Genomic DNA, 20,950 nt, shown 5'->3' on the forward strand with positions numbered 1-20,950 from the left:
GCTATGTAAATGCTAAATGCCTAATGATAGCTTCTTCTATCATTTCCTGTTCATCAACAGTGAATCCCAACAACTCACGCTGCGGATATTGTGCCGATATCCGCTCGTTTATCCGCCCTCTAAGGCCGTATTGATGCTCGGTCGCTACGCGGGAAATAAACCCCGTAAACCCAACACTGGCTGCTGATGCTGAATACTCAGGCTTTAGGTATTTTTGCCTGATGATCTTCTGAAACATCAGTTTTCTTTTAATGGCCCCGATACGTTTAGCCCATGTTGGTTGAGGTTTTCGCGCCTCAAATGCGCTGCCATCTGGCGCAGTATTTTGCTTAATCCGCTGCGCCTGACTTGCTCGTAAGCGTCTTGAAATATCGCGGCTAAGTTGCTTGCGCGCTGCAGGGGATAATTGCTGTATTAGCCCGTCAAATAACTCACTCAGTCGGTTTAAATCGTCGGTGGCCATGGCACTTCAATCCCATTGGTGTAAAGCGTCCAATCAATCGCTTCGTCATTGAAAACGGGCTCAGGTAAGTGCGTCACTTCAAGCTGCATATTGTCACCCGCAACAACTTTTACTCGCTCAGTTAATGCCAGCACAATTTCGATGTCAGCAGTGGTGTGATTAATGATTTCTGCTTTGAATTTAAACCCTGACTCGCGCTTATCCGGATTAAATAACAGCTCGGGTTGCTGCGATGCAAGCCAGCCTAAAATGGGCACAATCAGCGTATCGGCATGGGCGGCATAGTCGGTCACCACTAAGACGCAGTTAAATTGATACTCAAAACTCAGGTTTTGCCCCGCACCAGTGGCGATGATGCTGCCGTTCTCAATGAATACGTGCAGGCAATCAGGATTTTGTTGTAAGTGGGGAACGTGACTGGATAGCAACTCACGCAGCTGCGCCGGCTTATTCATGGCCTTTCCCTTCTTTCTGACTTAAGTCTTTAGCTTGCAGTTTAGTTTGGCACTCGATAATCATATCGATTTGCGCGGCACAGTCATGCCAAGCCGTTTCGCAGCTATCGAGCTCACTGCTTATCCCTTGATTGCTGATGGGATTGCTCGCTGGTAACAGACAAGGGATCACGAGTGGACAACCAGCGACGGTACTCTGCACTGCCATTAATGGCGGGGCGCTGGTGCAGCCGGTGAATAGCATCAGGCAACAAAGTCTCAGCCCAGACTTTAACATCACTAAGTTCACGTTTTAGCTCCTCGATTTTGTTTTTTCGGTATTGGCTCGTACTTTTCACACTGGCTAGCTGCGTTCGCAGCTCTGCCTGCGCTTGCTGGTTTTCTGCTGATAGCTGCTTTAAGTCAAAATAGGACTGTGATGTTTGTGTCAGCGATTGCAGCATTGCGCCCTGCGTCTGCTGCAATTTATTCAGTCGCTCTTGCTGCTGATAAATAATACCCGCCATGGTGAGCGCAATCCCGAGGGCGGCGACAATTAAATAGCCTGCAAATGGTTGAATAAACCGGCTAAGCAGCGACAACATTATCGGCGCCCTGCTGCTGACTCGCGGCAGTAAACTGCTGATACGTGCGCGCTAATTTAATATCGTAGTCATTTTCTTTATAGGCGGGGCCGTTGTAGCGCTTGGCAAACTCTGCCCACTTACGTACTTTGAGTGCCTTATGCAAAATAGGGTCTGCCTCGATAAATTTAACTAAGGCCTTGAGCTGTTCCCCCTCTGAAATATCCATAGCTTGCTTGAAGGCCTGCGGGGACGGATAGCCCAAGGCTTGCCAATGAAAGCCCATGATCTGAAACATGCCCCAGCTGCAGGCGCAAATTGCGGCCTCTGGATTGAGCTGGTACGCGACAGCAAACCGCTGATATTCACCACTGCCGCCGGTATAACCGCCACGGGCTGGGTTGCAAATATTCGGGTACTTAGCAGCAAGCTCTGCCGCTGCGGCGCCTTGTTCTAATAGCTCGCGATAAAATACGTGCCGCTCAAATAAAATCGTGGGCCTACCACAGGCGAAAAAGCCAAAGCCGTTGGATTCCACTTCTGCCACGCTGGCCATGCCGGCAAACGAGACGCCCAGCACCATTGCAGCGTCAGCTAATTGTGAGTGCTGAATAAACTTGCTGCGGCTTTCGCCGGCGAGTAATGCCAGCGTTCTTACCCCTGCGTAGCCGGTGCGCGGTAAGTCTTGCTTGTCTTGGAATTGCTCGATGGCCTTTTGGGTTGCATCACCAAACCAACCATCTACCGTTAATGACGCGCCAGCGGCATTGAGCCGTTGTTGTAAATCACGCACTGCCGTGCCATTACTGCCTTTTCTTAGCGTCATCTCAATTACCTATGTTTGGTTTTGAATGTTTGTGCACGGGGAATGCGCACTAGCCTGCTACCAACTTTTTTCGAGTTTGGTTGCAGAAGATGCGCAACATTGCCCCGCGCTTGGAAAATGGCGATGCAGAGCGTGGCCTTTAGAAAGACCTCCGCATAACTCGGCACTGTGGCGACGCCATACACAGTGAGAATGACTTCAATGCCTGCGGCAACAGTGATGAGATAGGCGCAAATGCTGATGAAGATTCGATGCCGCCCTGTTCGTACAAACAAAGCCAGGCGCAACACAATCAAACTGCAAATAATGGCATTGATGATCAGCATCATTTCCCCCTAAGCCCACGCAGGGCATTGAGCCAACTTTCTGGGTTATTGGTGAGTTTCATAAAATACTGCAGCATGCGCACAACACAGGCGGATGAAATGAGTGCCGCCATGCCCACATTGACCTGCAAGGCATCTGGCAGTAATGCACTCAAGGCATTGGCGGCCCAATTGGCACACAGTACGCCGCCCAAAAATGACACGATAAACAGTCCGATACGCTGGTAATTCCCCGCAGCGTCATTCGAAATAATGAACAACACTGCACCAGTAAACGCGCCGATCATGACTGCAGGTTCAGCCCCTGGCACTAATGTCAGCACGCTGGCGGTGACGACGGCAGATGTGGCTGATGTCGCTGAAATTGGCTCGCTCATCATTAATCCCATAGTTGAATAAAGTTTGGCTGTGTCGGCGCGGCCACCTGCACAGGAAGAAGTATCAGCGTACCGTTTGGCAATATAGGACCGATGGCGGCCAGCTGCGGGTTAGCATCTAACACTTGCTCAGTTAACTCAGCCGTTGCCCCAAGGTATCGATAACAAATCTTATCGACGGTATCGCCCTCGATACTGCGCACTGCCTGCAAGCTACTCATTAAGCTAAGTCCATCAGATCAGTTCCACCGTGACATGGCTTTCGCTTAAGATGTCGCGAATAGCAAAGCGTGCATCACGGCGCAGATCGTCAACACTATCACCAAGCACTTCACCCGCCTTTAGCCCCTTAGCCGTGCTATCAAAATCGCTATAACGCTCAATAAGATTGGCTTTGGTGAGGCAGTAAACCGCGCGTAAATACAATTGCAAATAGATGCTCTGGCCGTTGATTTGCTCGGCTGGCACTTGTTCTAAACCGTCAAAGCCCAAGATTTGCTGCCCGATACGCCAATCCTTGAGATCACTGTTTGTCTGCAGCGCTGCATTGATGACTGCGTGCTCAAGTCGTGCGTTTGTCACTGTGCCATCAAGGCGCATGGCTTCGCGCAGAGCGCTAGGTTCAATGTCTGGCCAAAACGGGCTGTTGGTAATCGTGCTTGGTGCTGCGCTAGTGGCTGGGGCGATAAAACTCATGTTTACCTGCTTGCGGCTAGGTTGTGCGGTGGGCTGGCTTAAGTAGTGAAATTGGATAACGCTACTTGGCCAGCGCCGCACGGGTTGCGAGGGTCGCTCGGTTAACCTGCACTGCCTTGTGTTTCTGAGGGCTCAGTGCTTTCGGTTGTTTGTTTGTCGGCGTTCTTAAGATCACGAGTGACTTTCTCAATAAACTTCTTCACACCCACTTTATCGTTTAGGGCTAATGCTTGTTGATAGGCGTCGAGCGCAGCGGTTAACTCGCCTTCAGCTTCAAATGCTTGCCCCATTTGACGCAGCAGCTTAGCGCGCGCTTCGTCGTACATGTCGCACTCGGCCGTAAGCTCAAGCACAGCCTTTAGCTGCGAACTGGCGACCGGTGTTTCGGTTTCAATCACGCGTGCGGCGGTTTCGGCAATTTCTTCGGCAATGGTGCACGCCAGATTGCGCTCAAAGCGATCGGGCATCACCAAATCATGCTTAAGCGCGTATGCGGCCAGCTCTATCGCGCGGTCGATATTGCCGACATCGATATGCCACAGCAGCACAGTGACGAAGACTTCATCCTGCACGCCACTGTTGCCCTTAATGGTGCCATCGATATAGGCATCATATTCGGGTAAGAACTGCGATTTGGCCTGTAGCTTACGCGCGAGCGCCTGCACGGTTTTTAAGATGCGGCGATGTTCGGTAAGTTGCATGAGCATGAGCTCGTAGGTATTTTCGGAGCGAGCGCTTAAGGGGGAATCCGTTCCCCGCGCTGCCGCCAAAACACCATGAAAGCGTTTATGGGCGGGAGATGTCATAGCTATGCTCCCATCTCAATGTTTTCGGCAAACGCTGTGCAGCCATAATCTTCAACCACATAGGCATCGTTTGATGATTCGTAGTTTTCAATTTGGTCGCGTTTAGGGTTATCAATCACGCTGCGGCGACGACCACCTTCTTGCCAGTAGAGGCTTAAGTTATCCAAGCGCGTCACTAGCACGGCGTTAGCGGGGAAATGCGGCACACGCACCGCACCTAAACCACCAATACGTTTTTGGCTGATGATCATGTCAGCTGCCATAGTCTCCGTTGGGGCGTTATCTTTGTTGATAATCGGGAAGTACTTATCAGCTAGCAGCTTACGACCACAAATCACAACCAACTCAGTATCGTCTTGGTGCCATGGGTCAATCATGTTGTTAACCATGTCGAACACCAATGCATCGAGGTTGGCGTAATCTGTGCCAATAACAATTTTACCTGAACCTTCAACCACTTCTGCCATATGACGCTGTGGTGCATGCTGGCGAATTTTTTTCAGCCAGCCGATGTTTACATCTTGCAGTAATGGATTAGCGGTACGGTTAGAGGTAGCCGCACGGCTAGTGCCGTTAAAGCCAATCATGATACGGTCTAGCGCTTGCTGTTTCAGAATGGCATCACGGATGCGCGCCTGAAAATCAGGGAACTTGGCCCACATATCGATTTTGGCGTAACGAAGCGCCGTATCGAAGTTGGTTTGAGTACAGTCATAACCCAGCGCATCTAAATCGGTTGGGTCAATGGCTTGGCGATCGCTTTGGGTGGTGTCGGTCGTGCCGGCAATAGTACCGCTAACGCCAAGGCCTAACTTTTCGCCTGACTTTTCGGTGACAGGCACCACGTTAATCATCGTCAAGAACTGCGAGCTTTCTTGCATCCGTGTTTCAAGCGTTTGCTGGATTGTTGGTTCAACGGTAAATTTGGCGGTTGCTGTTTCTACGCCATTGAGCGTGGCAACTTGGCCTAGATAACCGTTAAAAAGTGTACGGGTGGTATTGCGCATGTTTGCTCCTTAGCAATCGGTTTTCATGTTGGTGTCGCCACCGGTTGCGGGTGAACGTCGTTGGCCTTGTGGCTCTTCTTTTTCGAGCTGGGTCTTGAGCGCATTGAATTGCGTGCTGAGCTCATTAAAATCCGTCTGCAACTTGGTCAAATCTTCCATGCCTTTGGTGACCTTGCTGCCGAACTGCGTTTCAGCATGAGCAACGGCTTGGGCGATTTCTTCAACAGCCTGATGCACGTCGGCAAAGTCGGCTTTGGCTTCTGCCTTATTTTTACCGAGCATCGCTTTGACTTTGGCAAATAGTCCTGGCTCGTCACTGACATCTTCAAATTCAAAATCCACTTCCACTGCAGAGGTAAACAGATTTTCGGGGCGCTGCTTGCGTGAAGATAGTGGGCTGTCTTTGCAGGTTGCTGAGAACGCTAGCATTTCAGTACCAAGGGATGCAGGAGAGTCTGTTACTGCCAAGCCGGTCAAATAACATTTACCGGTTTTAGCAAAGTCAGGGTCGATCTCAACACTGGTATAGATTTTTTGCTTTTTCTGATTCATGGCGATCAGTTCTTCTGTCGGCTCAATTTGCGCAAACAGGGTTAATTTGCCATCGACTTCCTCAGCCTTTACCGCGCTCACATCGCCATAGGCTTTAAATGGACTGTCTGCCGTCATGCCACGGATATGCTCCATCCAAATGCGGGCGCCATACTTTGCTGCGTTATAGGTTTCTACAATGTCCAAGATCCACTGACGCTCAACGACTCGGCCGTCGGTCGTATGTCCTTCAGTAAATACACGGAAAAATTTCGATTTCTTAGCCATCTTGGTCGCCCTTTGGGGTTGAATTAGGTCTGTTAACTGCTGCCTGTATGGTCAAGAGCAAGGCGATGATGGGCAAGGGCTTCGGGCGGTATAAGGAAACCGATACCGCTTAAACAGCAGGGTTTTAGGTATTGGGCTATTTACACTGGCGCCATGAAACTGAATCCCCAAATCTCTATAGATAAGAATCAACGCCAATATGCCAAAAATCTTTTTTGGCAAGGCTGGGCTGTCCGCGAGATTAGCCAGCATTTGCAGTTGCCCGAAAGTACCGTGTCGAGTTGGAAAAAACGTGATGCTTGGGAAGATGCCAAACCCATCGACCGCGTGGACAGCGCACTTGAAATGCGTCTGCTGCAACTCATCAGCAAAGAGAATAAAGACGGCAAAGACTTTAAAGAGATTGATTTACTCGGGCGGCAGCTGGAGCGTATCGCTCGCATTACGCGTTATCACAATGGCGGCAATGAAGCCGACTTAAACCCAAATGTGCATAACCGCAATGCGGGACCTAAAAAGCAGCCGGTTAAGAACTACGTGAGCGAAGAGGAGTTGGAAAAGCTGATTGAGGCGTTCCAAGACTCGATGTTTGCCTATCAAAAGGAATGGTACACAGCAGGCTTAACTCAGCGTATACGCAACATCTTAAAGTCTCGCCAAATTGGCGCGACGTACTTTTTTGCCCATGAAGCCATTATTGATGCGCTAGTAACGGGCCGTAACCAAATCTTTTTGTCGGCCAGTAAAGCGCAGGCCCATGTGTTTAAGCAGTACATCATTCAGTTTGTGAAGGATGTCACCGGCATTGAACTCAAGGGCGACCCGATTGTGCTGCACAACGGTGCCATTCTGTACTTTTTGGGCACCAATACCAGAACCGCACAGTCTTACCACGGCAATCTCTATCTTGATGAGTACTTCTGGATCCACAAGTTCCAAGAGTTCCGCAAGGTCGCCTCAGGTATGGCACTGCACGCGCAGTGGCGACAAACCTACATTTCTACCCCGTCGTCGATTACCCACGACGCCTACCCGTTTTGGACTGGCACATTGTTTAACCGTGGCCGCCCAAAAGCCGATCGCATTGAGATTGATGTTAGCCATCGCGCCCTAGAGAACGGCCGCAAGTGTGAAGACGGCCAGTGGCGTCAAGTGGTCACCGTCGATGATGCTATCCGCAAAGGTTGCAACTTATTTGACCCCGATACGCTGCACTTAGAGTACAGCCCTGACGAATATTCTAACCTGCTAATGTGCGAGTTCATCGACGACACTATGTCGGTGTTCCCTATGGTGATGATGCAGCGTTGCATGGTCGATTCGTGGGAAGTGTGGACCGACTACAAACCCTTTGCCCCAAGACCGCTCGCCCACCGTGAAGTGTGGATAGGTTACGACCCTAACAAAGGCGGCAAAGGTGATAGCGCCGGTTGCATTGTTATCTGCCCGCCTGCAGTGCCTGGCGGTAAGTTCCGCGTGATTGAAAAACACCGTTGGAACGGGATGGACTTTGAGGCACAGGCCAAAGCAATTCAGGATATCTGCAATAAATACAACGTGACCTTTATCGGTATCGATACCACGGGACTTGGTGAGGCAGTGTATCAACTGGTGAAGAAGTTTTTCCCGCAGGTCACGCCATTCCTCTACAACCCAGTGCTGAAAAGTCAGATGGTGATCAAGGCCTATGACGTGATCAGCAAAGGCCGCTTGGAATATGACGCAGGTTGGACTGACCTTGCCCAAGCCTTTATGAGCATTCGCAAAACCCTGACCGCCAGCGGCAAACAAGTGACTTATGAGTCCGCTCGCAGCGAAGAAATTAGCCACGCCGATATCGCGTGGGCGGCAATGCATGCACTTTACAATGAGCCACTGGATACCAGCGGCACCAGTACTTCGACTTTGGAGATTTACGACTAATGGCAAAATATAGAAAGGCTCGAGCTATGGCAGCCAAACCGCAACAGCAGCAAGGGCCGCAAGAGCAACGAATTGAGACCTTTACCTTTGGTGAACCCATGCCAGTGCTAAGCCAACGGGAGATCTTCGACTATCTTGAGGCCATGTCTAACGGCAAGTACTACGAGCCGCCGCTATCACTGACTGGCCTAAGTCGAATCTATCGGGCGTCGGTGCACCATGCCAGCGCGATTCAGGTAAAGCGCAATATTCTTAAAAGCTGCTTTATTCCGCATCCAAAGCTTAGCTTGTATGAGTTCAGCGCCATTGTTCTCGATTATTTGGTTTTTAATAATGCCTATGTTCAGGTCATTAAGAATCGCTTGGGCGGTGCATTGAAGTATCAAACCTCGCCGGCTAAATATACCCGTGTAGGCATTAAACCTAATCAGTATTGGTGGGTGCCTAACTTTCACGAAGAGATGGAGTTTCCTGAATCAACAATCTTTCACGTAAAGGATCCAGACTTAAACCAAGAGGTTTACGGCATTCCCGACTATGTGGCCAGCATGAACTCATCACTGCTGAATGAGAGTGCGACCCTGTTTAGGCGTCGATACTATGAGAACGGTAGTCACGCTGGTTTTATCATGTACCTCACTGACTCAACAGTAAACGAGAAAGATGTCGCCAAGCTGCGTGAATCACTTAGAAACAGTAAAGGCCCGGGTAACTTCCGCAACTTGTTTTTGCATGCACCAGGTGGCAATAAGGATGGGATCAAATTAATCCCTGTGGCAGAAGTCGCCGCGAATGATGAGTTTTTGAGTATTAAGAACGTCAGCCGTGACGACCAGCTGGCATCGCACCGCGTACCGCCTCAACTCATGGGGATAGTGCCCAACAATACCGGAGGCTTTGGTGATGCTGGCAAGGCGGCACAGGTATTTGATGCTAACGAACTGGATTGTATTCGCCAATCACTACTGGCCATCAACGACTGGGCCGGCGAAGAGATAGTCCGCTTTAAGCCGTACCAATTAGCAACTGAAAGCAGCAAGCAGCCTTAGTTGCTGGACTGATGATATGTAACTAAACAACAAAAAGATGTAACTAAAAACTACACTAGTAAACTGTTAAAAACCTACCGCCTTCTGGCGGTTTTTTATTGCCTGCGTTTAGGCGCAATAGGAAGCGATTTAAGGCCATAACATGACAGCGCACCGCAGCTTATCAACCACACCACTATCATTGCACAGGTGCATCACTATCGCCCCTGCATCAGACTATCCAGCACCTCTGGCGCGCCCTCGTACCCCCGCCACGCCTGCGCGCTTTATCTGATGAAAAAAACGCAATAACGCGATCCCTTAAAACCGCGCCTGCGCTGGCGGCTTTCAGTGATGTAACCCAGTTACAAAAAACGCAAAAAAACGCATTAGCGATCATTTAGCGATCCCTCAGATCCATTTTAAAAAGCGACTAATAATTTTGCACGCATCTCAAGGTCTCCTACTTGTGTTTTTCTCTAAAAATCTGTTTTTCACATTAGTTTTCTAGTGTTGATTTAATTGCTTTATTTTCTGTTGCAACTCATCGAAGTTATTAACCGTCTTTACTTTGTTTAGTCCTGCGTACTGCATCGCCAAATCTGCTTTTTTGTTTAGCAGCATCAATGCCTGGCTAAAATGCTGCTGAGTAACATGAAAACGGGCATACGCGCGTTTAGCTGGTAAACCTTCAACTAAGTGAGCGCGCAGCGCATTTTTTTTATCTTCGCTACTGATGCCAGTCAACTGCAGCAATACCTCAAACTGTTCTGCGCTTTCACAGCCTTGAATCAGTGTTTTCATGCTTTCACCATCATTTTTTTAATTAATTGATTTGCCGTATAAATACTGTTGCTTAAATGCAATTCAGCAAGCCGAGGTAGGAAAATAAAGCATTGCCCTTTATAGCCATTTTCACGATGTTTGGCGGTGATGTAGGCTAATACGGTTTCATGATCGTCGTTGTTAAGCGTTAGTTTCATGGCTAATTCCTTGTTTTACACTTGAGTAAACATCGTTCTAATTGTCTATAGCGAGCAAAGCGGCCATCACGGCTTGGCGCTCCGCAGCCGGCATGGCCTCGAAGTTTTTTGCCCATCTTGCTGCTTTACGCTTGATTCGTTGGCGATCAGTAAAATCCTTTCCCGCAAACGTATGGTAATGCTGTTCGCCAGGATGAAAGCTGCACCATACTGTTTCCGTTCTGACTCCGCCGCGTGTCATAGCTTGGAAGTCTTTGCTATACCAATCAGCTAGCTCCGTGTCATATAAAGGATTTCGGTAACCAGAAATGATGATAAAAACATCCTTAAGTACGGATAGATGCTTAACAACAGTAAGCAGCTCCGCATGATCCGCATCAGTGAGCTCGTTTTTGTATCTTGCATTGCTTGTTCTGGTTGAGTGCACATAGGGTGGATCAAGATAAATCACCGTTTTGCCGCTTGGTGAAAACGCTTTGAGGTAGGTAATGGCGTTGGCATTGATGAGATTAATAGATAAATTTAGCGACTCTGCAGCATGGTCAAATTTATCTATGACACCAGGGTTAATTTCAATGCCAATACTATTTTTTGCTGGCGCTTTACGGCGCATGATTGCACCAGTGCCGAGAAACGCCTCGATATAAGTGTCATGTGGTGGCATCACGTTAATAATTGCCTGAAAAACACCACTCCCATTTTTAGCGCCTAAATAGCTTTGCTTAGCATCTGTCATAGATATTTCCGTCCATGGCCAACATAGACATTTGCGTCTGTACTCGATACAGCTGGTACCGTAAAGTTATATTTGTCTATGGTAGTTTTTCCCCACGTCTGCATTTCTGAGACGAGTTCATCAAGCGGAAGATCCCTAATTTCGTGATATCGATACGGCTCGTTCCGCAACTGGCCATCATCAACCCACCATTCCCCGCCATCGGCATCCATCACCCTGCAACCATCGAACAATAACCGCTCAATGTTGGCAGGGTCGGTTATGCCAACCTGCGCAAGGTGCCTGATAATTCGGCTATCAACCTCCTCCAAAACAGGGTCTGTACAGTTATTCCTACAAGTCCAAGGAGAGCCAAAAGGCAACGGCAACAGCGCCATGCTCCACTTTGGCATAGCGTCTTTGAGTTCTTTTCTTGAAAGCCGGCTTTCAGCATTCATGGCGCGGTTAACGGTAAATAAATCTTTGCGGCGCTTCTTAAGTTCCTTATATGCGTTCTGTTCATCTTCATTAGCTTTACGCAACTTCCAACGCTCGCCACGGGTGATGATTAAGCGCTTTTTACCAAAAGCGATGCCGTTAATGCCCTGCACGCGCTTTGTTACTTCGCCGTATTGGTTGCCCTCAGGGGTGAGTTCATAGTTGAGTGACAGCTGTGCATGCTTCATCGCTTCTTCATAACCTTTCCAATCCGAGCTACAAGCTGCAGCCCTTACCGCTTCAATCTCAGGCGATTGCGGGCCTACCTTCAGCCGGCGCAATTCGCGCCATATCTGCACCGACTCAGCGCCATAAAACTGGTATTGCCGAATGCCATATCGACTCGCCCATGCCGCGATGCGGGCGGATGCTGTCTCAATGGTTTGGCCTGATTCCAGTTCAAGCTCTTGCTGGCCATGCATGTGATCCCCTGGGATGCCTTTAAGCAAGTACTTGATAAAGTAACCAGCAAGGCCGCTTTTTCCGTTCGCATCCTTTCTGACTGGTTCTATCTTTAGCCTGTGCTCTGCTGCACCTGGTTCATCGCCATCAACCTGATAGGCGTACTTGGTAATAATTGCTCTCACTGCAGCTTCATGCTCAGGCTTAATCACCCACGCCATATGCCAGTGTGGCGTCGAGTCCTTATGCGGCTCAGCGACACGAAACCCTAAAAATGGAATGTTGCGATAACCCAATGCTGAACGCATTTTGGCAAAGGTATTAACGAGGTATTTCTGTGCTCGCTTGGCGTTGCCAAGATCCCACTTATGTGAATTTGAATGGTATATACTCGGGCAAGTAAGCGTCACTGCCAGCGCAATCATGCCAGCAGCGTCGGCGATTTCTTCTAAGCCGCGGTTACGCACTATCAGCTCTGTGACACGGTTTGTCGGGTTGGCGTTACCCGCCATTGCGGCTTCGATAAGCGGTAAGATCACCCCGTCATCATTTTCAATCATGGTGCTTTCGAGCCACTGCATTGCAGTTCTTTGTTGTGACTGCCACTCACTAAAGCACTCATCGCTGATAAAGGGGGTTTGTTTGGTCACAAGGCCAGCCACTAAACAAAGGTGTTCACAGCACTGGTCGCGCAGTTTTAATAGCTTCTTGCCCCACCATTTTGGGCAAGTCATCCGCAATATTGCGCACTCAGCCGCTTCGTTAATGTGGTCAATGTGTGCCCCTTGCCAGTATGGCGGCTCGATGCGCCATGTTTTGCAGAGTTCGGCGGCAGCGTCATAGGCGTTAAAATAGGCCATGTCACTGTGGTCGGCAGCGGCAATCGCTTTAACCTGCATCATGCAAGCGTCAGCCATTTGTGAGGCTACCTGCTTAAGTTCCGTGGATTTGCGATGGCGCAACAATCTAAATGCACTAAATGGCGAGGCCGCAACTAATGCGCGGCTTTCAGGGGTCAAATCCTCATTATCATCAAGCTCCTTCGCTGAGTGCTTAACAAACTTCATGCCCGAGATTTTATGAAATGGATATTTATGCCAAACCACTGTTAACTTTTTAATGGTTTCGCGTAAATACGCCGAGCCAGCAGTAATGCCGCCAGCATTTACACGTTGCTGATAGGTATTTTGTACTTTATTGCGCACATGGAATGACAGCGGCGCAAGCATTTCAAAGCCTTTTGCCGCGGTAAAACGCTCTGCTGGCTTATCGAAAATAGGCTGATACAAGCGAGTGGTATCAACCTTCTCACGCACGCCAGCAACCTCATCCTGCCACAAGTCCACCGGTGCGGCAGGCTCGTGCTCAGATGCAACAGCAAACGCTGCCAAAACGTCATCAGCAAGCGGCGCTGGCAAATGCTGCAAACGCCGTTTGAAAGGAAGTTTATTTGAATGAATGCGCAAACTCATTGAGGGTTACAGCTCTCACTCGTTGTCTTACTGAATTTGCTATGTGAAGTAACGGTTGAAACGTGACTAACCGCACCTAAAGTGCACTCGAACGGCCCCTTAATCGTTCTAGCGATTTTTTTAGCCAGCAACACTTCACCACAGCCAAGCGACTGCCAGTAAAGGCAATCAAGCGCGCCAAATACCTCTGCCAGTTTGATTAAACTCAGCTCGGTTGGGTCCTCGTGATGCTGCCTAAACCGAGTAAGCAGGTCTTCCCGACGGGAGCGAAAGTGCCTGAGTAAATGCGCAAACAAATGTGACTTTTTAGCCATTTACTCAGCCGCCATCTTTAAAATCAGCTCGCGGGTAAGTTGGCAGTCGTATAGCGCACGGTGCGCCGTTCCTTCCAGTGTAATGCCCTGCTGCTTTGCTGCATTGACTAACGAATGCGACTTAAAATCACCATGGCCGTGGTTCCAGTCACCTTTAAACTGGGCATAAACCAACATGGCGCAGTGGAATTGATAACTAGACATCGTCTTAAACAGCGGATGGGTAAGCGGATCTGTTTCACTAAAATTCGACAATGCTGAGCCGAGCATATTTCTATCAAATGCAGCGTTATAAGCGACAACAGGGCGGTCTTTAATGATGTCCGCTACGCGTAGCGACACCTCATTAAAATACGGCGCATCTACCACCATTTCGTTAGTAATGCCGTGGATAGCAATCACTTCGTCAGGGATAACGCCAACAGGCTTAACTAAGGTGTCGAGTAACACTTCACCGCTTACGGCATCGATAATGCTGATCTCTACAATTTCACTGCCCCATTTAAGCCCCGTAGTTTCAGTGTCTAAAATCACAGCGCCATTATCTAACCAGCTCTGAGCCTGCACGCTGGCTGAAATATTGCCTGCAGATTTAATGTTTTCTAAATGTTCGACGTCATTCATTATTTTACCCTTTGAAATAATTAGTGTTCTTTCAGCTTCGACTCTGCCCAAGTCAACCCCAATAAACTTAGGCTTGTTCACTGCCCAATTTTTAGCTTCATCACTCTGTTTCATAGCCCACCCAGCTTTTTAATTTCACGCGTTAAGCCACGCGACAATAAAGCCCACTCGATGGCGTCTTGACGGAAAAACTCTTGAGTTTCTTCATCACCTGCATCGAAATTTTTCCGCATTATGTCTTTAGCAATTTCGCGCTGCTGATCGGCGAAGTCGCGAAGATAATCCAAATTTACCGGCTTCATTTTGTTGATATAGCAATAGTGGGCGAACTCAGATCGAGTCATCCAAACGAGATCTTTGCTTGGAAATAAAAACCACTTTCTCTCTACTTCAGCAAAGCAGCGATCGATATTCGCCTGCAATTTTGTTTGCATTTCTTCTGGCGTAGTTGGCTCACCTGGCTGGCCGAATCCCGCGATAAAATCACCGATTTCAGATTGGATAAGTTTTTTAAGTTCGATAACGGCTAGATGTTCACTCATAGGACGCCCCCGCAATGGCAAACACCAAACATCTGATAAGAGACAGGACTTGGTTGATCTTCATGAGTGAGGCCTGTTCGTAAAATTCTCGTATCTTTACCGCGAGACCTAACTAGCACAGCGTCATCACCATCAAGCGCAATAATTTTTCCTGACACAGAATTAAAGCTAGTAGTACGAATACCTTGTTTAATTCTCATAAATTTAACTTTGTCACCTACAGCAAAAGAGGCTGGATTAGGCACTTTGTACTTGTTGCACACAGGGCATTTAAAGTCGCTCATACCGCCCCCTCATGTAACTCATTTAGGCTAATGCCCAGTTCTTTGGCTAACGCCATATCTTCAATACGGCGAGTCCGCGCGCGTTCTGCACGTTTTGCATCGCTCACTTTGCAACGGCTGGCATAAGGCAAACCGTCACTGCGCAAACCTGCTGGGTGACGACCGTTAAAAACCGGGCGTGGCTTATAGCCGAGTTCGGCGAGTATTTCGCCCTGATTTGAATGCGGCTGGCTCATGCATGCACCCCGCTTTGTAGTGGACGGTTAAATAGCACCAAGTCCCATAACGACTGTTTAGAAATCGATTTACCATTAATGGCGATCACCTTGACCTTGCGATTGGGCAAAGGCGTCACCACACACTGATACTTTTTCGATGTCCGGATATTAGATAACTTGCCCGACGCATCAACGGCGGTAATACCAAGCTCAGCGGCTAACATCCCCGCGCTATAAAATTGGCCCGTAGCTAACATGCGCTCAGCGGCTGCTAACGTACTCATACACTGTCTCCTGTTGTGGTTTTGCCTGTTGGCACACGCAGCCTTTGCTCTGCATTCAGCGCAAACACCTCCGCATCTTGCTGAGTAAAATCACTCAGTTCTGCACAGGTAAATGTTTTGGTTACGCCCCAGCCTTGGCTATCACTTGGGGTAAATGCCAACTCAATATGCTCAGGATGAAATACACTTTGCGGGACATGTTCAGCACCACAGTGCCGTGTTTAGTGGTGAAGGTGCTCATGCAACCTCCCTCGCCATTGCGGCGTGTGAAAGTTGCATCATTGAAAAAGCAAGCTCACTTGCGAGGTGCATGCAATCACATCCATCTGTTAAACGAGCCGCCGCCCTCGCGATGCCTATTGCTTGCGCCTCATAGTGCTCAGCCACCCGATATCCTTTTTGGCTTATGGCTTCGGCGTGATTTGCGAACAGTTCCGCCATTAGCGACCGTAGCTTTAAATGCTGTGGATTATTTAAGTCAAACTTCGGGTCATAAAGGCTCATGCTTCCACCTCATTTTCCTGCGCTTCTTTAATGCAACGAGGGCAAGCGACTGAGCAACTCTCATCGGCGGTTTCATAGCTATGCCAGCCCTGTGAAGCGGCCATCGCTGCAGCATCACCGACACTGGCATCAATTTCACTCGCCGCAAAATGGGTCTGGTTTTCACACATAAAACAGGTGATCACATAAACCGAGACGACTCTGATTTCTGATAATTCGATATTGGCTAATTTCATGCCGCCCTCGCTTTCTTCTTCATACTGATATCCGCCAGAAGCACAGCGGTTTGTTTTGAATCGGCGGGTAACTTTGATAGCCCCAGCTTATTAACCACGGCATTTTGCGCCCGAGTGACTAACATCAAATTGTCTGGGTCGCAGTTCAGGCGATCGTTATCTTTGAACCACAACATCATGTCTTTGGGTACTGGGCCATTAACGGATTCCCAAACCACTCGATGCTTGAGCGCCCATTGATTAGGTTCAGCGACTTTTATCGAGATATAGCCATCTTTGTTATCAATACGTTCCGAGCCCACAGGTCTGTGATTCGTTGGCGTAACGCCTTTTTTAAACTGAGTGTCAACAGACTTACCGCCAGCGCACCAGCCCTTTAAGCCAGCGTTCCACGCCTTTGCACCTGGCGCAAAGTGACCTGTTCTGCCCGAGGTGATGCCGTGGTTTTTGGTAAATGTCTTAACTTGTTGAGTAGTAAAAGCGGTGCCGAACTGCGCATTCAGCTTTTGAGTAACATCAATAATGGAATGGTGTTGATATGCCGTTTTGATAAACGCTATTTGTTCAGCGCTGAATAACAGGAACCGACCTTTGTTTAATGCGCCAGTGGTTCTGCCACAGGTAAATTTATTATTTTTAATAACAGCCTTAATTTGCTTGGCCGTTTTTAGCGTGCCAAAGGCGGCGTTAAATAAATAGGTGGTGGAATCAACACTGCAATTACGATAGCTGGCAGCAATAAATGCCAGCATTTCAGGGCTATAAATAAATCGAGGCATTATTTAACCTCCAACATTTCAGGCGCTGCGTGTTTGGCAATCAAGCCTTCGTTGAGGCTTTTTTGTGCTTCGAGAGCCAACCTGCCGTTAAGCACAATTTCACGGGCGACGCCAGTAATGGCCTTGCTGCGCTCAATTTCTTCCTGCAATGCTTTGCCGGTAACACCCTCATCAGAAAGACGCTCAAGCTGTGCAAACAGATGGTTATTGAGATCACTCAATTTGTTTTTCATAAATCCCCCTGTTCTAGTGCTCAGGCTCTGCCATCATTTCTTCGTGTAGCCGCTCAAGCTCATCGCCCAGCTCACTACACGCGTGATACAAAATGGAATCGTTCAGTACCAATAGCGCAACGCGCTCAAGCCCTTGGGCCATACCGCGATAACGTGCAGCACTGATAGGGTTTGCATCCGCGAGCGCATCACCATGACGGGTATGCACATCCACCATTAGCCGGCGCATGCTGCTGTGGTAATGATTGTTAAGGTCGAAATTAAATTGGTTCATAAAGGCATTAGCCTCCTGCGCTGTGGTAAGCGCCGACAAAATGAGGGCGGGTGCTTGAATTAAAGGGGAAGTTACTGCTATGCTTTGTTTCATCATTTGGTGTGTCATGTGGTGTGTTCCCATTAAGTGATAAAGAGTTAAGTGATATCGGCCATAACTGTTAGCGCAGTTGTGGCTTTGTTTTTTCTGCTACTCTGGTTTTTCGTTTACCAACCTCATTCCCAAAATACTTACTGCGTAGATACGCAATCGCGCGCCGGCTCTTCTCCAATTTTGCTTCACTAAACTCTGCAAAAGCCGGTACTTGTACCCAATCTGGCACCTCAATCGTGGTGCCTTCTATTTGCCGGTAACTCATTGCACTCTCCTTACAAATAGGATTTAAAAACAGACTCAACGTATCCCGTTAAGCGTTGCCCAAGGGGCGGTGCGCTTCTGGGTTTCGTACACTTCGTCGGCCAGCTTTATCGCGCCAATCATATTGATATAGCGATTACCGCGGGCAACGGGCTGATACACAGGTAACAAGCCGTTATCCATCATGGTTTTGACCGTAGATAAATCCACGCCCATCCGCTCGGCATAACGCTCTGGTGAAAGAAATGGCACAAAGTCTGCACCGATGGTGATAGGCATCATTGCTGCATTCCTTGCCATGTGTTTTTGTGCACTGTGCTAATGAGGTCATCGACCCGTTTACTCATCGGCGGTAATTGGTTATTGAAGGCAACCCAGTAACGCCAAAGCTTTGTGAGTTGGTCATTTCTTGCCTTGAGCAGGTCAACAAGGTGCAGCACAGGGATGACGCCACCCAGCTCCTTGCTACCAGCCTTAGGCCAATATCTATGTGTCGCGCCCAAGAACTCTTCATCTGTCATGCAAAAATACTGGATGCGCTCTTCAACGCTTTTCAGCGGATGATTCACCGGATGAAAACCGCCGCCACTCTCGGCAAAGAAATCACAAAATGCAGGGTTACTTAACGCAGTGCGGATATGAAAAGCGGCTGTGTTCATTGCTGCATTCCTTAGGCATTAACTTGCGGGTAGCGGCTAGGCCAAATCACTTCAGGGGCAACCCCTATCGCCTCGGCAACAATTCGTTCGGCTTTTGGATACTTAACGCGAAAGACGTTGTTTAACGTGCCTGCTTTTAACTGCGCTTGCGCCGCTAACTGATTAAGGCTTAAGCCGCGTTTTTCGAGCTCAGCTTTAATATCAGCGCGATGCCAATCGGCTGTTTCTGCTGTTTTTTTCGCTTTCATTGGTGTACCCTCTTACGTTAACTTGTAATGGCTTGCTGTAAATCACCTTAGTTGCTTTCAATGCTAGTTTAAAAGAAACTTTAAATCAACTAAGTTTCTTTATTTGGCATGTCAAAACCTAAAAGTTGTTTGTATTGGTTTGTTTTTGTTGTGATTTATTAAGCAAAAATTTTTACAGGTACGTAGCTGTTTCAATAAGGACTTTTGAATGAAACAAGATAAGAAGTGGTTCCAATCCAATGAGCTCATTGGTTTTTACGGTTTACCGAAGACAATTCAAGGTATTAACAAAAAAGCTAGCACTGAGGACTGGATAAAGCGCAAAGCAGAAGGCGTTAAAGGTCGCGCCTTTGAGTACCATATTGATTCGTTACCACTCGAAGTGAGGCAAGCACTGCAAGCCCAAGTAGAGAGTGAGGCGCCAGACGAAGCCCCCATTAGCATCCCCTATTATGAGATTTACGCCTCTGCTGGCTCAGGGTTGATCCCGAGCGAAGGCGAGTATTCACCCCACGGCATTAATATCTCCCCGCAAATTTTGCTTAACTTTGGCGTACCGCCAACGGAGTTATTTGCGATTGCTGTTAAAGGCGACTCGATGGAGCCTGCATTATTTGAGGGTGACATTATTATGGTTAAACGCATCAAGCCGCCGATGTTAGTGCTTGAGGGGGTTTATGTGCTGCGCATTGGTGGCGAACTGTTTATTAAGCGCATCCAGTTCAATAAGTTTGAAGCCTACCTTCAGGTTGACAGTGATAATGATTTTTACCGTAGTTTCACCATTAAAGGTGAAGATTTGAATCAAGTTGAGATTATCGGCGAGGCCATGCTCGCCTTAGGCCGCATCCAGCGCATTAACCCGCTGCGTTACCGTGCTAAAGAACAGTCAGTAAAACAATGAGTCGATGCAAGATAAGCGACCTAACCCCAAAAGCATTCATTTTAATCAACTGCTTATTCTTTGCCTTCATCAATGCAAATCAAGCTGCCGCTAGTGATATCGAATCTGCGATAGTGGTGGAAAAGGCGGAGATAGTAACTGGAAGATCAGGGTCTGATTTTTATTTGCTGGAATTAACGCTCAATAAAATTCTTGATAGAAAAAGTAGGGTTGAATGCTCTATTTCACTTATAACAAAAGACGGTTTTGACTTTAAAGGGAGTGAGATTTTAACACCTTCACACCATGAGTCAGAAATCAACTGGCTGATTAACCCATCTTTATGGGGGCCTCCTCATTCAAAGGATATTGGCAGTGAAAAATATGCACAATGGGAAAAAAAGCGTAAAAGCTTTAGACCTAAAAATATCAAGGTGTTGGAGGTCGAGATCACTGAGCAAATCAGCGGCTTTTTCTCTTCCGAAGAAAAGGTCTATCGATTTATCTTTGAAAATTTATAAAGACATATTGAAACAATCAGTTTGAAGATAACTATTAATTTAAAAGGAGTTACTTGATGAGATGGATAGTAGTTTGCTTAACATTATGTTTATTTGCCCCTGTCACCGTTGCCAAACCTGTTGCGCATGATTATGAAGTCATAGCAGAAGAAGATAACAGCATGCGTGGTAGAGAACGCTTACGCTGGGTTATTCTCGCGCCAACTGCATTGACACAATTAGATAGGGCTGAAACCGCAAAAGCTGCGGCTAAAGATCTTCAAGAGCAAACAGGCGCAGATTATGTGCGGGTAACACTTGAGATTGCCACGTTTGCTGCGAATCGGGGCCAAGGAGTAGCTATGGCTACTTACGCACCTGATGGTTGTGATATCACTGGGAATGATTGCAACGGGAAAAAATGGGAGGTTGAAGCCTCACATGTGCAATTAACAGATGAGCAGTTGACCTTTTGGAAAGCATGGCTTGATAACCGTAAACAGTTTGAAGAAGATGGTTTATTAAACGAAGATCGCCTTAAAGCTTTTCTCGCCACTAAGTTTGGCACCACTCCGGATAAGATCATCATTCCTTTTATTTATCGTGAAAATATAGCTCAGTAGTCGCGGCTAATTGCACCAATAGGTTAAGG

At 48.0% G+C, this 20,950-nt stretch carries 35 protein-coding genes and 1 pseudogene; 5 read left to right on the plus strand and 31 right to left on the minus strand.

Going from position 1 to position 20,950, the window contains the following annotated elements:
* Nucleotide 1: 1 nt before the first annotated feature.
* From L5M49_RS16435 to L5M49_RS16485, 12 genes and pseudogenes are all read right to left on the minus strand, one after another.
* Entirely contained in the window at nucleotides 2–463 is a 462-nt protein-coding gene (locus L5M49_RS16435; protein WP_263266442.1) for a phage virion morphogenesis protein, read from the minus strand.
* Nucleotides 445–918: a phage tail protein gene (locus L5M49_RS16440; protein ID WP_263266443.1), complete on the minus strand. Its 474-nt coding sequence runs from the start codon at nucleotides 916–918 to the stop codon at nucleotides 445–447. Before L5M49_RS16440 ends, L5M49_RS16435 begins: the two co-directional genes overlap by 19 nt.
* Nucleotides 911–1,132: pseudogene (gene lysC, locus L5M49_RS25345) on the minus strand (Rz1-like lysis system protein LysC); the annotation flags it as partial. The pseudogene lysC and the gene L5M49_RS16440, both read right to left, overlap by 8 nt.
* Complete coding sequence (gene lysB / locus L5M49_RS16445; protein ID WP_263266444.1) at nucleotides 1,032–1,502, minus strand: Rz-like lysis system protein LysB; 471 nt, start codon at nucleotides 1,500–1,502, stop codon at nucleotides 1,032–1,034. The gene lysB and the pseudogene lysC, both read right to left, overlap by 101 nt.
* Nucleotides 1,486–2,307 carry an N-acetylmuramidase family protein gene (locus L5M49_RS16450; protein ID WP_263266445.1) on the minus strand — a complete coding sequence of 274 codons (822 nt, stop codon included), beginning with the start codon at nucleotides 2,305–2,307 and terminating at the stop codon, nucleotides 1,486–1,488. The genes lysB and L5M49_RS16450 overlap by 17 nt, the downstream gene beginning before the upstream one ends.
* 5 nt (nucleotides 2,308–2,312) lie before the next feature.
* The gene (locus L5M49_RS16455) at nucleotides 2,313–2,633 is read right to left on the minus strand and encodes a phage holin family protein (RefSeq protein WP_263266446.1); all 321 of its coding nucleotides are present in this window, start codon (nucleotides 2,631–2,633) and stop codon (nucleotides 2,313–2,315) included.
* Nucleotides 2,633–3,010, minus strand: a complete 378-nt coding sequence (locus L5M49_RS16460) for a putative holin (protein WP_012197334.1) — start codon at nucleotides 3,008–3,010, stop codon at nucleotides 2,633–2,635. The genes L5M49_RS16455 and L5M49_RS16460 overlap by 1 nt, the downstream gene beginning before the upstream one ends.
* Nucleotides 3,011–3,012: 2 nt before the next feature.
* Complete coding sequence (locus L5M49_RS16465; protein WP_263266447.1) at nucleotides 3,013–3,231, minus strand: tail protein X; 219 nt, start codon at nucleotides 3,229–3,231, stop codon at nucleotides 3,013–3,015.
* A gap of 13 nt (nucleotides 3,232–3,244) precedes the next feature.
* Nucleotides 3,245–3,706 (minus strand): head completion/stabilization protein, encoded by a 462-nt coding sequence (locus tag L5M49_RS16470; protein ID WP_263266448.1) that lies wholly within the window; start codon nucleotides 3,704–3,706, stop codon nucleotides 3,245–3,247.
* Between the two features lie 101 nt (nucleotides 3,707–3,807).
* Nucleotides 3,808–4,512, minus strand: a complete 705-nt coding sequence (gene gpM / locus L5M49_RS16475) for a phage terminase small subunit (RefSeq protein ID WP_263266449.1) — start codon at nucleotides 4,510–4,512, stop codon at nucleotides 3,808–3,810.
* A gap of 2 nt (nucleotides 4,513–4,514) precedes the next feature.
* Nucleotides 4,515–5,519, minus strand: a complete 1,005-nt coding sequence (locus L5M49_RS16480; RefSeq protein WP_263266450.1) for a phage major capsid protein, P2 family — start codon at nucleotides 5,517–5,519, stop codon at nucleotides 4,515–4,517.
* 9 nt (nucleotides 5,520–5,528) lie between these two features.
* On the minus strand, nucleotides 5,529–6,338 hold the full coding sequence (locus L5M49_RS16485; protein ID WP_263266451.1) for a GPO family capsid scaffolding protein: 810 nt from the start codon (nucleotides 6,336–6,338) through the stop codon (nucleotides 5,529–5,531).
* Nucleotides 6,339–6,491: 153 nt separating this feature from the next.
* Here L5M49_RS16485 and L5M49_RS16490 point away from each other — a divergent pair, with 153 nt between their 5' ends.
* Entirely contained in the window at nucleotides 6,492–8,261 is a 1,770-nt protein-coding gene (locus L5M49_RS16490) for a terminase ATPase subunit family protein (RefSeq protein WP_411569109.1), read from the plus strand.
* The gene (locus tag L5M49_RS16495; RefSeq protein ID WP_263266452.1) at nucleotides 8,261–9,310 is read left to right on the plus strand and encodes a phage portal protein; all 1,050 of its coding nucleotides are present in this window, start codon (nucleotides 8,261–8,263) and stop codon (nucleotides 9,308–9,310) included. The genes L5M49_RS16490 and L5M49_RS16495 overlap by 1 nt, the downstream gene beginning before the upstream one ends.
* A gap of 486 nt (nucleotides 9,311–9,796) precedes the next feature.
* Here the strand turns inward: L5M49_RS16495 and L5M49_RS16500 are convergent, their stop codons facing one another.
* The 19 genes from L5M49_RS16500 to L5M49_RS16590 form a co-directional block, all read right to left on the minus strand.
* Nucleotides 9,797–10,093: an adhesin biosynthesis transcription regulatory family protein gene (locus tag L5M49_RS16500; RefSeq protein ID WP_263266453.1), complete on the minus strand. Its 297-nt coding sequence runs from the start codon at nucleotides 10,091–10,093 to the stop codon at nucleotides 9,797–9,799.
* Nucleotides 10,090–10,272, minus strand: a complete 183-nt coding sequence (locus L5M49_RS16505; protein ID WP_263209499.1) for a hypothetical protein — start codon at nucleotides 10,270–10,272, stop codon at nucleotides 10,090–10,092. The genes L5M49_RS16500 and L5M49_RS16505 overlap by 4 nt, the downstream gene beginning before the upstream one ends.
* 37 nt (nucleotides 10,273–10,309) lie before the next feature.
* A complete protein-coding gene (locus L5M49_RS16510; protein WP_263209501.1) occupies nucleotides 10,310–11,008 on the minus strand; it encodes a DNA adenine methylase in 699 nt (232 codons plus the stop codon).
* Complete coding sequence (locus tag L5M49_RS16515; RefSeq protein WP_263266454.1) at nucleotides 11,005–13,359, minus strand: replication endonuclease; 2,355 nt, start codon at nucleotides 13,357–13,359, stop codon at nucleotides 11,005–11,007. Before L5M49_RS16515 ends, L5M49_RS16510 begins: the two co-directional genes overlap by 4 nt.
* A gap of 314 nt (nucleotides 13,360–13,673) precedes the next feature.
* A complete protein-coding gene (locus L5M49_RS16520) occupies nucleotides 13,674–14,411 on the minus strand; it encodes a 3'-5' exonuclease (protein WP_263266455.1) in 738 nt (245 codons plus the stop codon).
* Nucleotides 14,408–14,839 (minus strand): hypothetical protein, encoded by a 432-nt coding sequence (locus tag L5M49_RS16525; protein ID WP_263266456.1) that lies wholly within the window; start codon nucleotides 14,837–14,839, stop codon nucleotides 14,408–14,410. The genes L5M49_RS16520 and L5M49_RS16525 overlap by 4 nt, the downstream gene beginning before the upstream one ends.
* A complete protein-coding gene (locus tag L5M49_RS16530) occupies nucleotides 14,836–15,123 on the minus strand; it encodes a hypothetical protein (RefSeq protein ID WP_263266457.1) in 288 nt (95 codons plus the stop codon). Before L5M49_RS16530 ends, L5M49_RS16525 begins: the two co-directional genes overlap by 4 nt.
* Nucleotides 15,120–15,359, minus strand: a complete 240-nt coding sequence (locus tag L5M49_RS16535) for a hypothetical protein (protein ID WP_263266458.1) — start codon at nucleotides 15,357–15,359, stop codon at nucleotides 15,120–15,122. The genes L5M49_RS16530 and L5M49_RS16535 overlap by 4 nt, the downstream gene beginning before the upstream one ends.
* Complete coding sequence (locus L5M49_RS16540) at nucleotides 15,356–15,625, minus strand: hypothetical protein (protein ID WP_263266459.1); 270 nt, start codon at nucleotides 15,623–15,625, stop codon at nucleotides 15,356–15,358. Before L5M49_RS16540 ends, L5M49_RS16535 begins: the two co-directional genes overlap by 4 nt.
* On the minus strand, nucleotides 15,622–15,786 hold the full coding sequence (locus L5M49_RS16545) for a hypothetical protein (RefSeq protein WP_263266460.1): 165 nt from the start codon (nucleotides 15,784–15,786) through the stop codon (nucleotides 15,622–15,624). Before L5M49_RS16545 ends, L5M49_RS16540 begins: the two co-directional genes overlap by 4 nt.
* Nucleotides 15,787–15,862: 76 nt before the next feature.
* Nucleotides 15,863–16,129: a hypothetical protein gene (locus L5M49_RS16550; RefSeq protein ID WP_263266461.1), complete on the minus strand. Its 267-nt coding sequence runs from the start codon at nucleotides 16,127–16,129 to the stop codon at nucleotides 15,863–15,865.
* Nucleotides 16,126–16,365 carry a hypothetical protein gene (locus tag L5M49_RS16555; RefSeq protein ID WP_263266463.1) on the minus strand — a complete coding sequence of 80 codons (240 nt, stop codon included), beginning with the start codon at nucleotides 16,363–16,365 and terminating at the stop codon, nucleotides 16,126–16,128. The genes L5M49_RS16550 and L5M49_RS16555 overlap by 4 nt, the downstream gene beginning before the upstream one ends.
* Entirely contained in the window at nucleotides 16,362–17,144 is a 783-nt protein-coding gene (locus L5M49_RS16560; protein WP_263266464.1) for an HNH endonuclease signature motif containing protein, read from the minus strand. Before L5M49_RS16560 ends, L5M49_RS16555 begins: the two co-directional genes overlap by 4 nt.
* Entirely contained in the window at nucleotides 17,144–17,377 is a 234-nt protein-coding gene (locus L5M49_RS16565) for a hypothetical protein (RefSeq protein ID WP_263266465.1), read from the minus strand. The genes L5M49_RS16560 and L5M49_RS16565 overlap by 1 nt, the downstream gene beginning before the upstream one ends.
* Before the next feature lie 13 nt (nucleotides 17,378–17,390).
* Complete coding sequence (locus tag L5M49_RS16570; RefSeq protein WP_263266466.1) at nucleotides 17,391–17,759, minus strand: hypothetical protein; 369 nt, start codon at nucleotides 17,757–17,759, stop codon at nucleotides 17,391–17,393.
* 52 nt (nucleotides 17,760–17,811) lie between these two features.
* Nucleotides 17,812–18,009 carry a hypothetical protein gene (locus L5M49_RS16575; protein WP_263266467.1) on the minus strand — a complete coding sequence of 66 codons (198 nt, stop codon included), beginning with the start codon at nucleotides 18,007–18,009 and terminating at the stop codon, nucleotides 17,812–17,814.
* A 35-nt stretch (nucleotides 18,010–18,044) separates the two neighbouring features.
* On the minus strand, nucleotides 18,045–18,290 hold the full coding sequence (locus L5M49_RS16580; RefSeq protein ID WP_263266468.1) for a hypothetical protein: 246 nt from the start codon (nucleotides 18,288–18,290) through the stop codon (nucleotides 18,045–18,047).
* Nucleotides 18,287–18,667 carry a hypothetical protein gene (locus L5M49_RS16585; RefSeq protein ID WP_263266469.1) on the minus strand — a complete coding sequence of 127 codons (381 nt, stop codon included), beginning with the start codon at nucleotides 18,665–18,667 and terminating at the stop codon, nucleotides 18,287–18,289. Before L5M49_RS16585 ends, L5M49_RS16580 begins: the two co-directional genes overlap by 4 nt.
* 11 nt (nucleotides 18,668–18,678) lie before the next feature.
* On the minus strand, nucleotides 18,679–18,915 hold the full coding sequence (locus L5M49_RS16590; RefSeq protein WP_263266470.1) for a helix-turn-helix domain-containing protein: 237 nt from the start codon (nucleotides 18,913–18,915) through the stop codon (nucleotides 18,679–18,681).
* A gap of 208 nt (nucleotides 18,916–19,123) precedes the next feature.
* On the opposite strand from L5M49_RS16590, the gene L5M49_RS16595 reads away from it, so the two are divergent.
* Genes L5M49_RS16595 through L5M49_RS16605 form a run of 3 tightly spaced genes read left to right on the plus strand, consistent with a single transcriptional unit; the run spans nucleotide 19,124 to nucleotide 20,921 of the window.
* A complete protein-coding gene (locus L5M49_RS16595; RefSeq protein WP_263266471.1) occupies nucleotides 19,124–19,819 on the plus strand; it encodes a helix-turn-helix domain-containing protein in 696 nt (231 codons plus the stop codon).
* Nucleotides 19,816–20,319: a hypothetical protein gene (locus L5M49_RS16600; protein ID WP_263266472.1), complete on the plus strand. Its 504-nt coding sequence runs from the start codon at nucleotides 19,816–19,818 to the stop codon at nucleotides 20,317–20,319. The genes L5M49_RS16595 and L5M49_RS16600 overlap by 4 nt, the downstream gene beginning before the upstream one ends.
* A gap of 53 nt (nucleotides 20,320–20,372) precedes the next feature.
* Entirely contained in the window at nucleotides 20,373–20,921 is a 549-nt protein-coding gene (locus L5M49_RS16605) for a hypothetical protein (RefSeq protein ID WP_411569110.1), read from the plus strand.
* Nucleotides 20,922–20,950: the final 29 nt, after the last annotated feature.

The organism is Shewanella sp. SM74 (assembly GCF_025653725.1).
Taxonomy (GTDB): Bacteria; Pseudomonadota; Gammaproteobacteria; order Enterobacterales; family Shewanellaceae; genus Shewanella; species Shewanella oncorhynchi.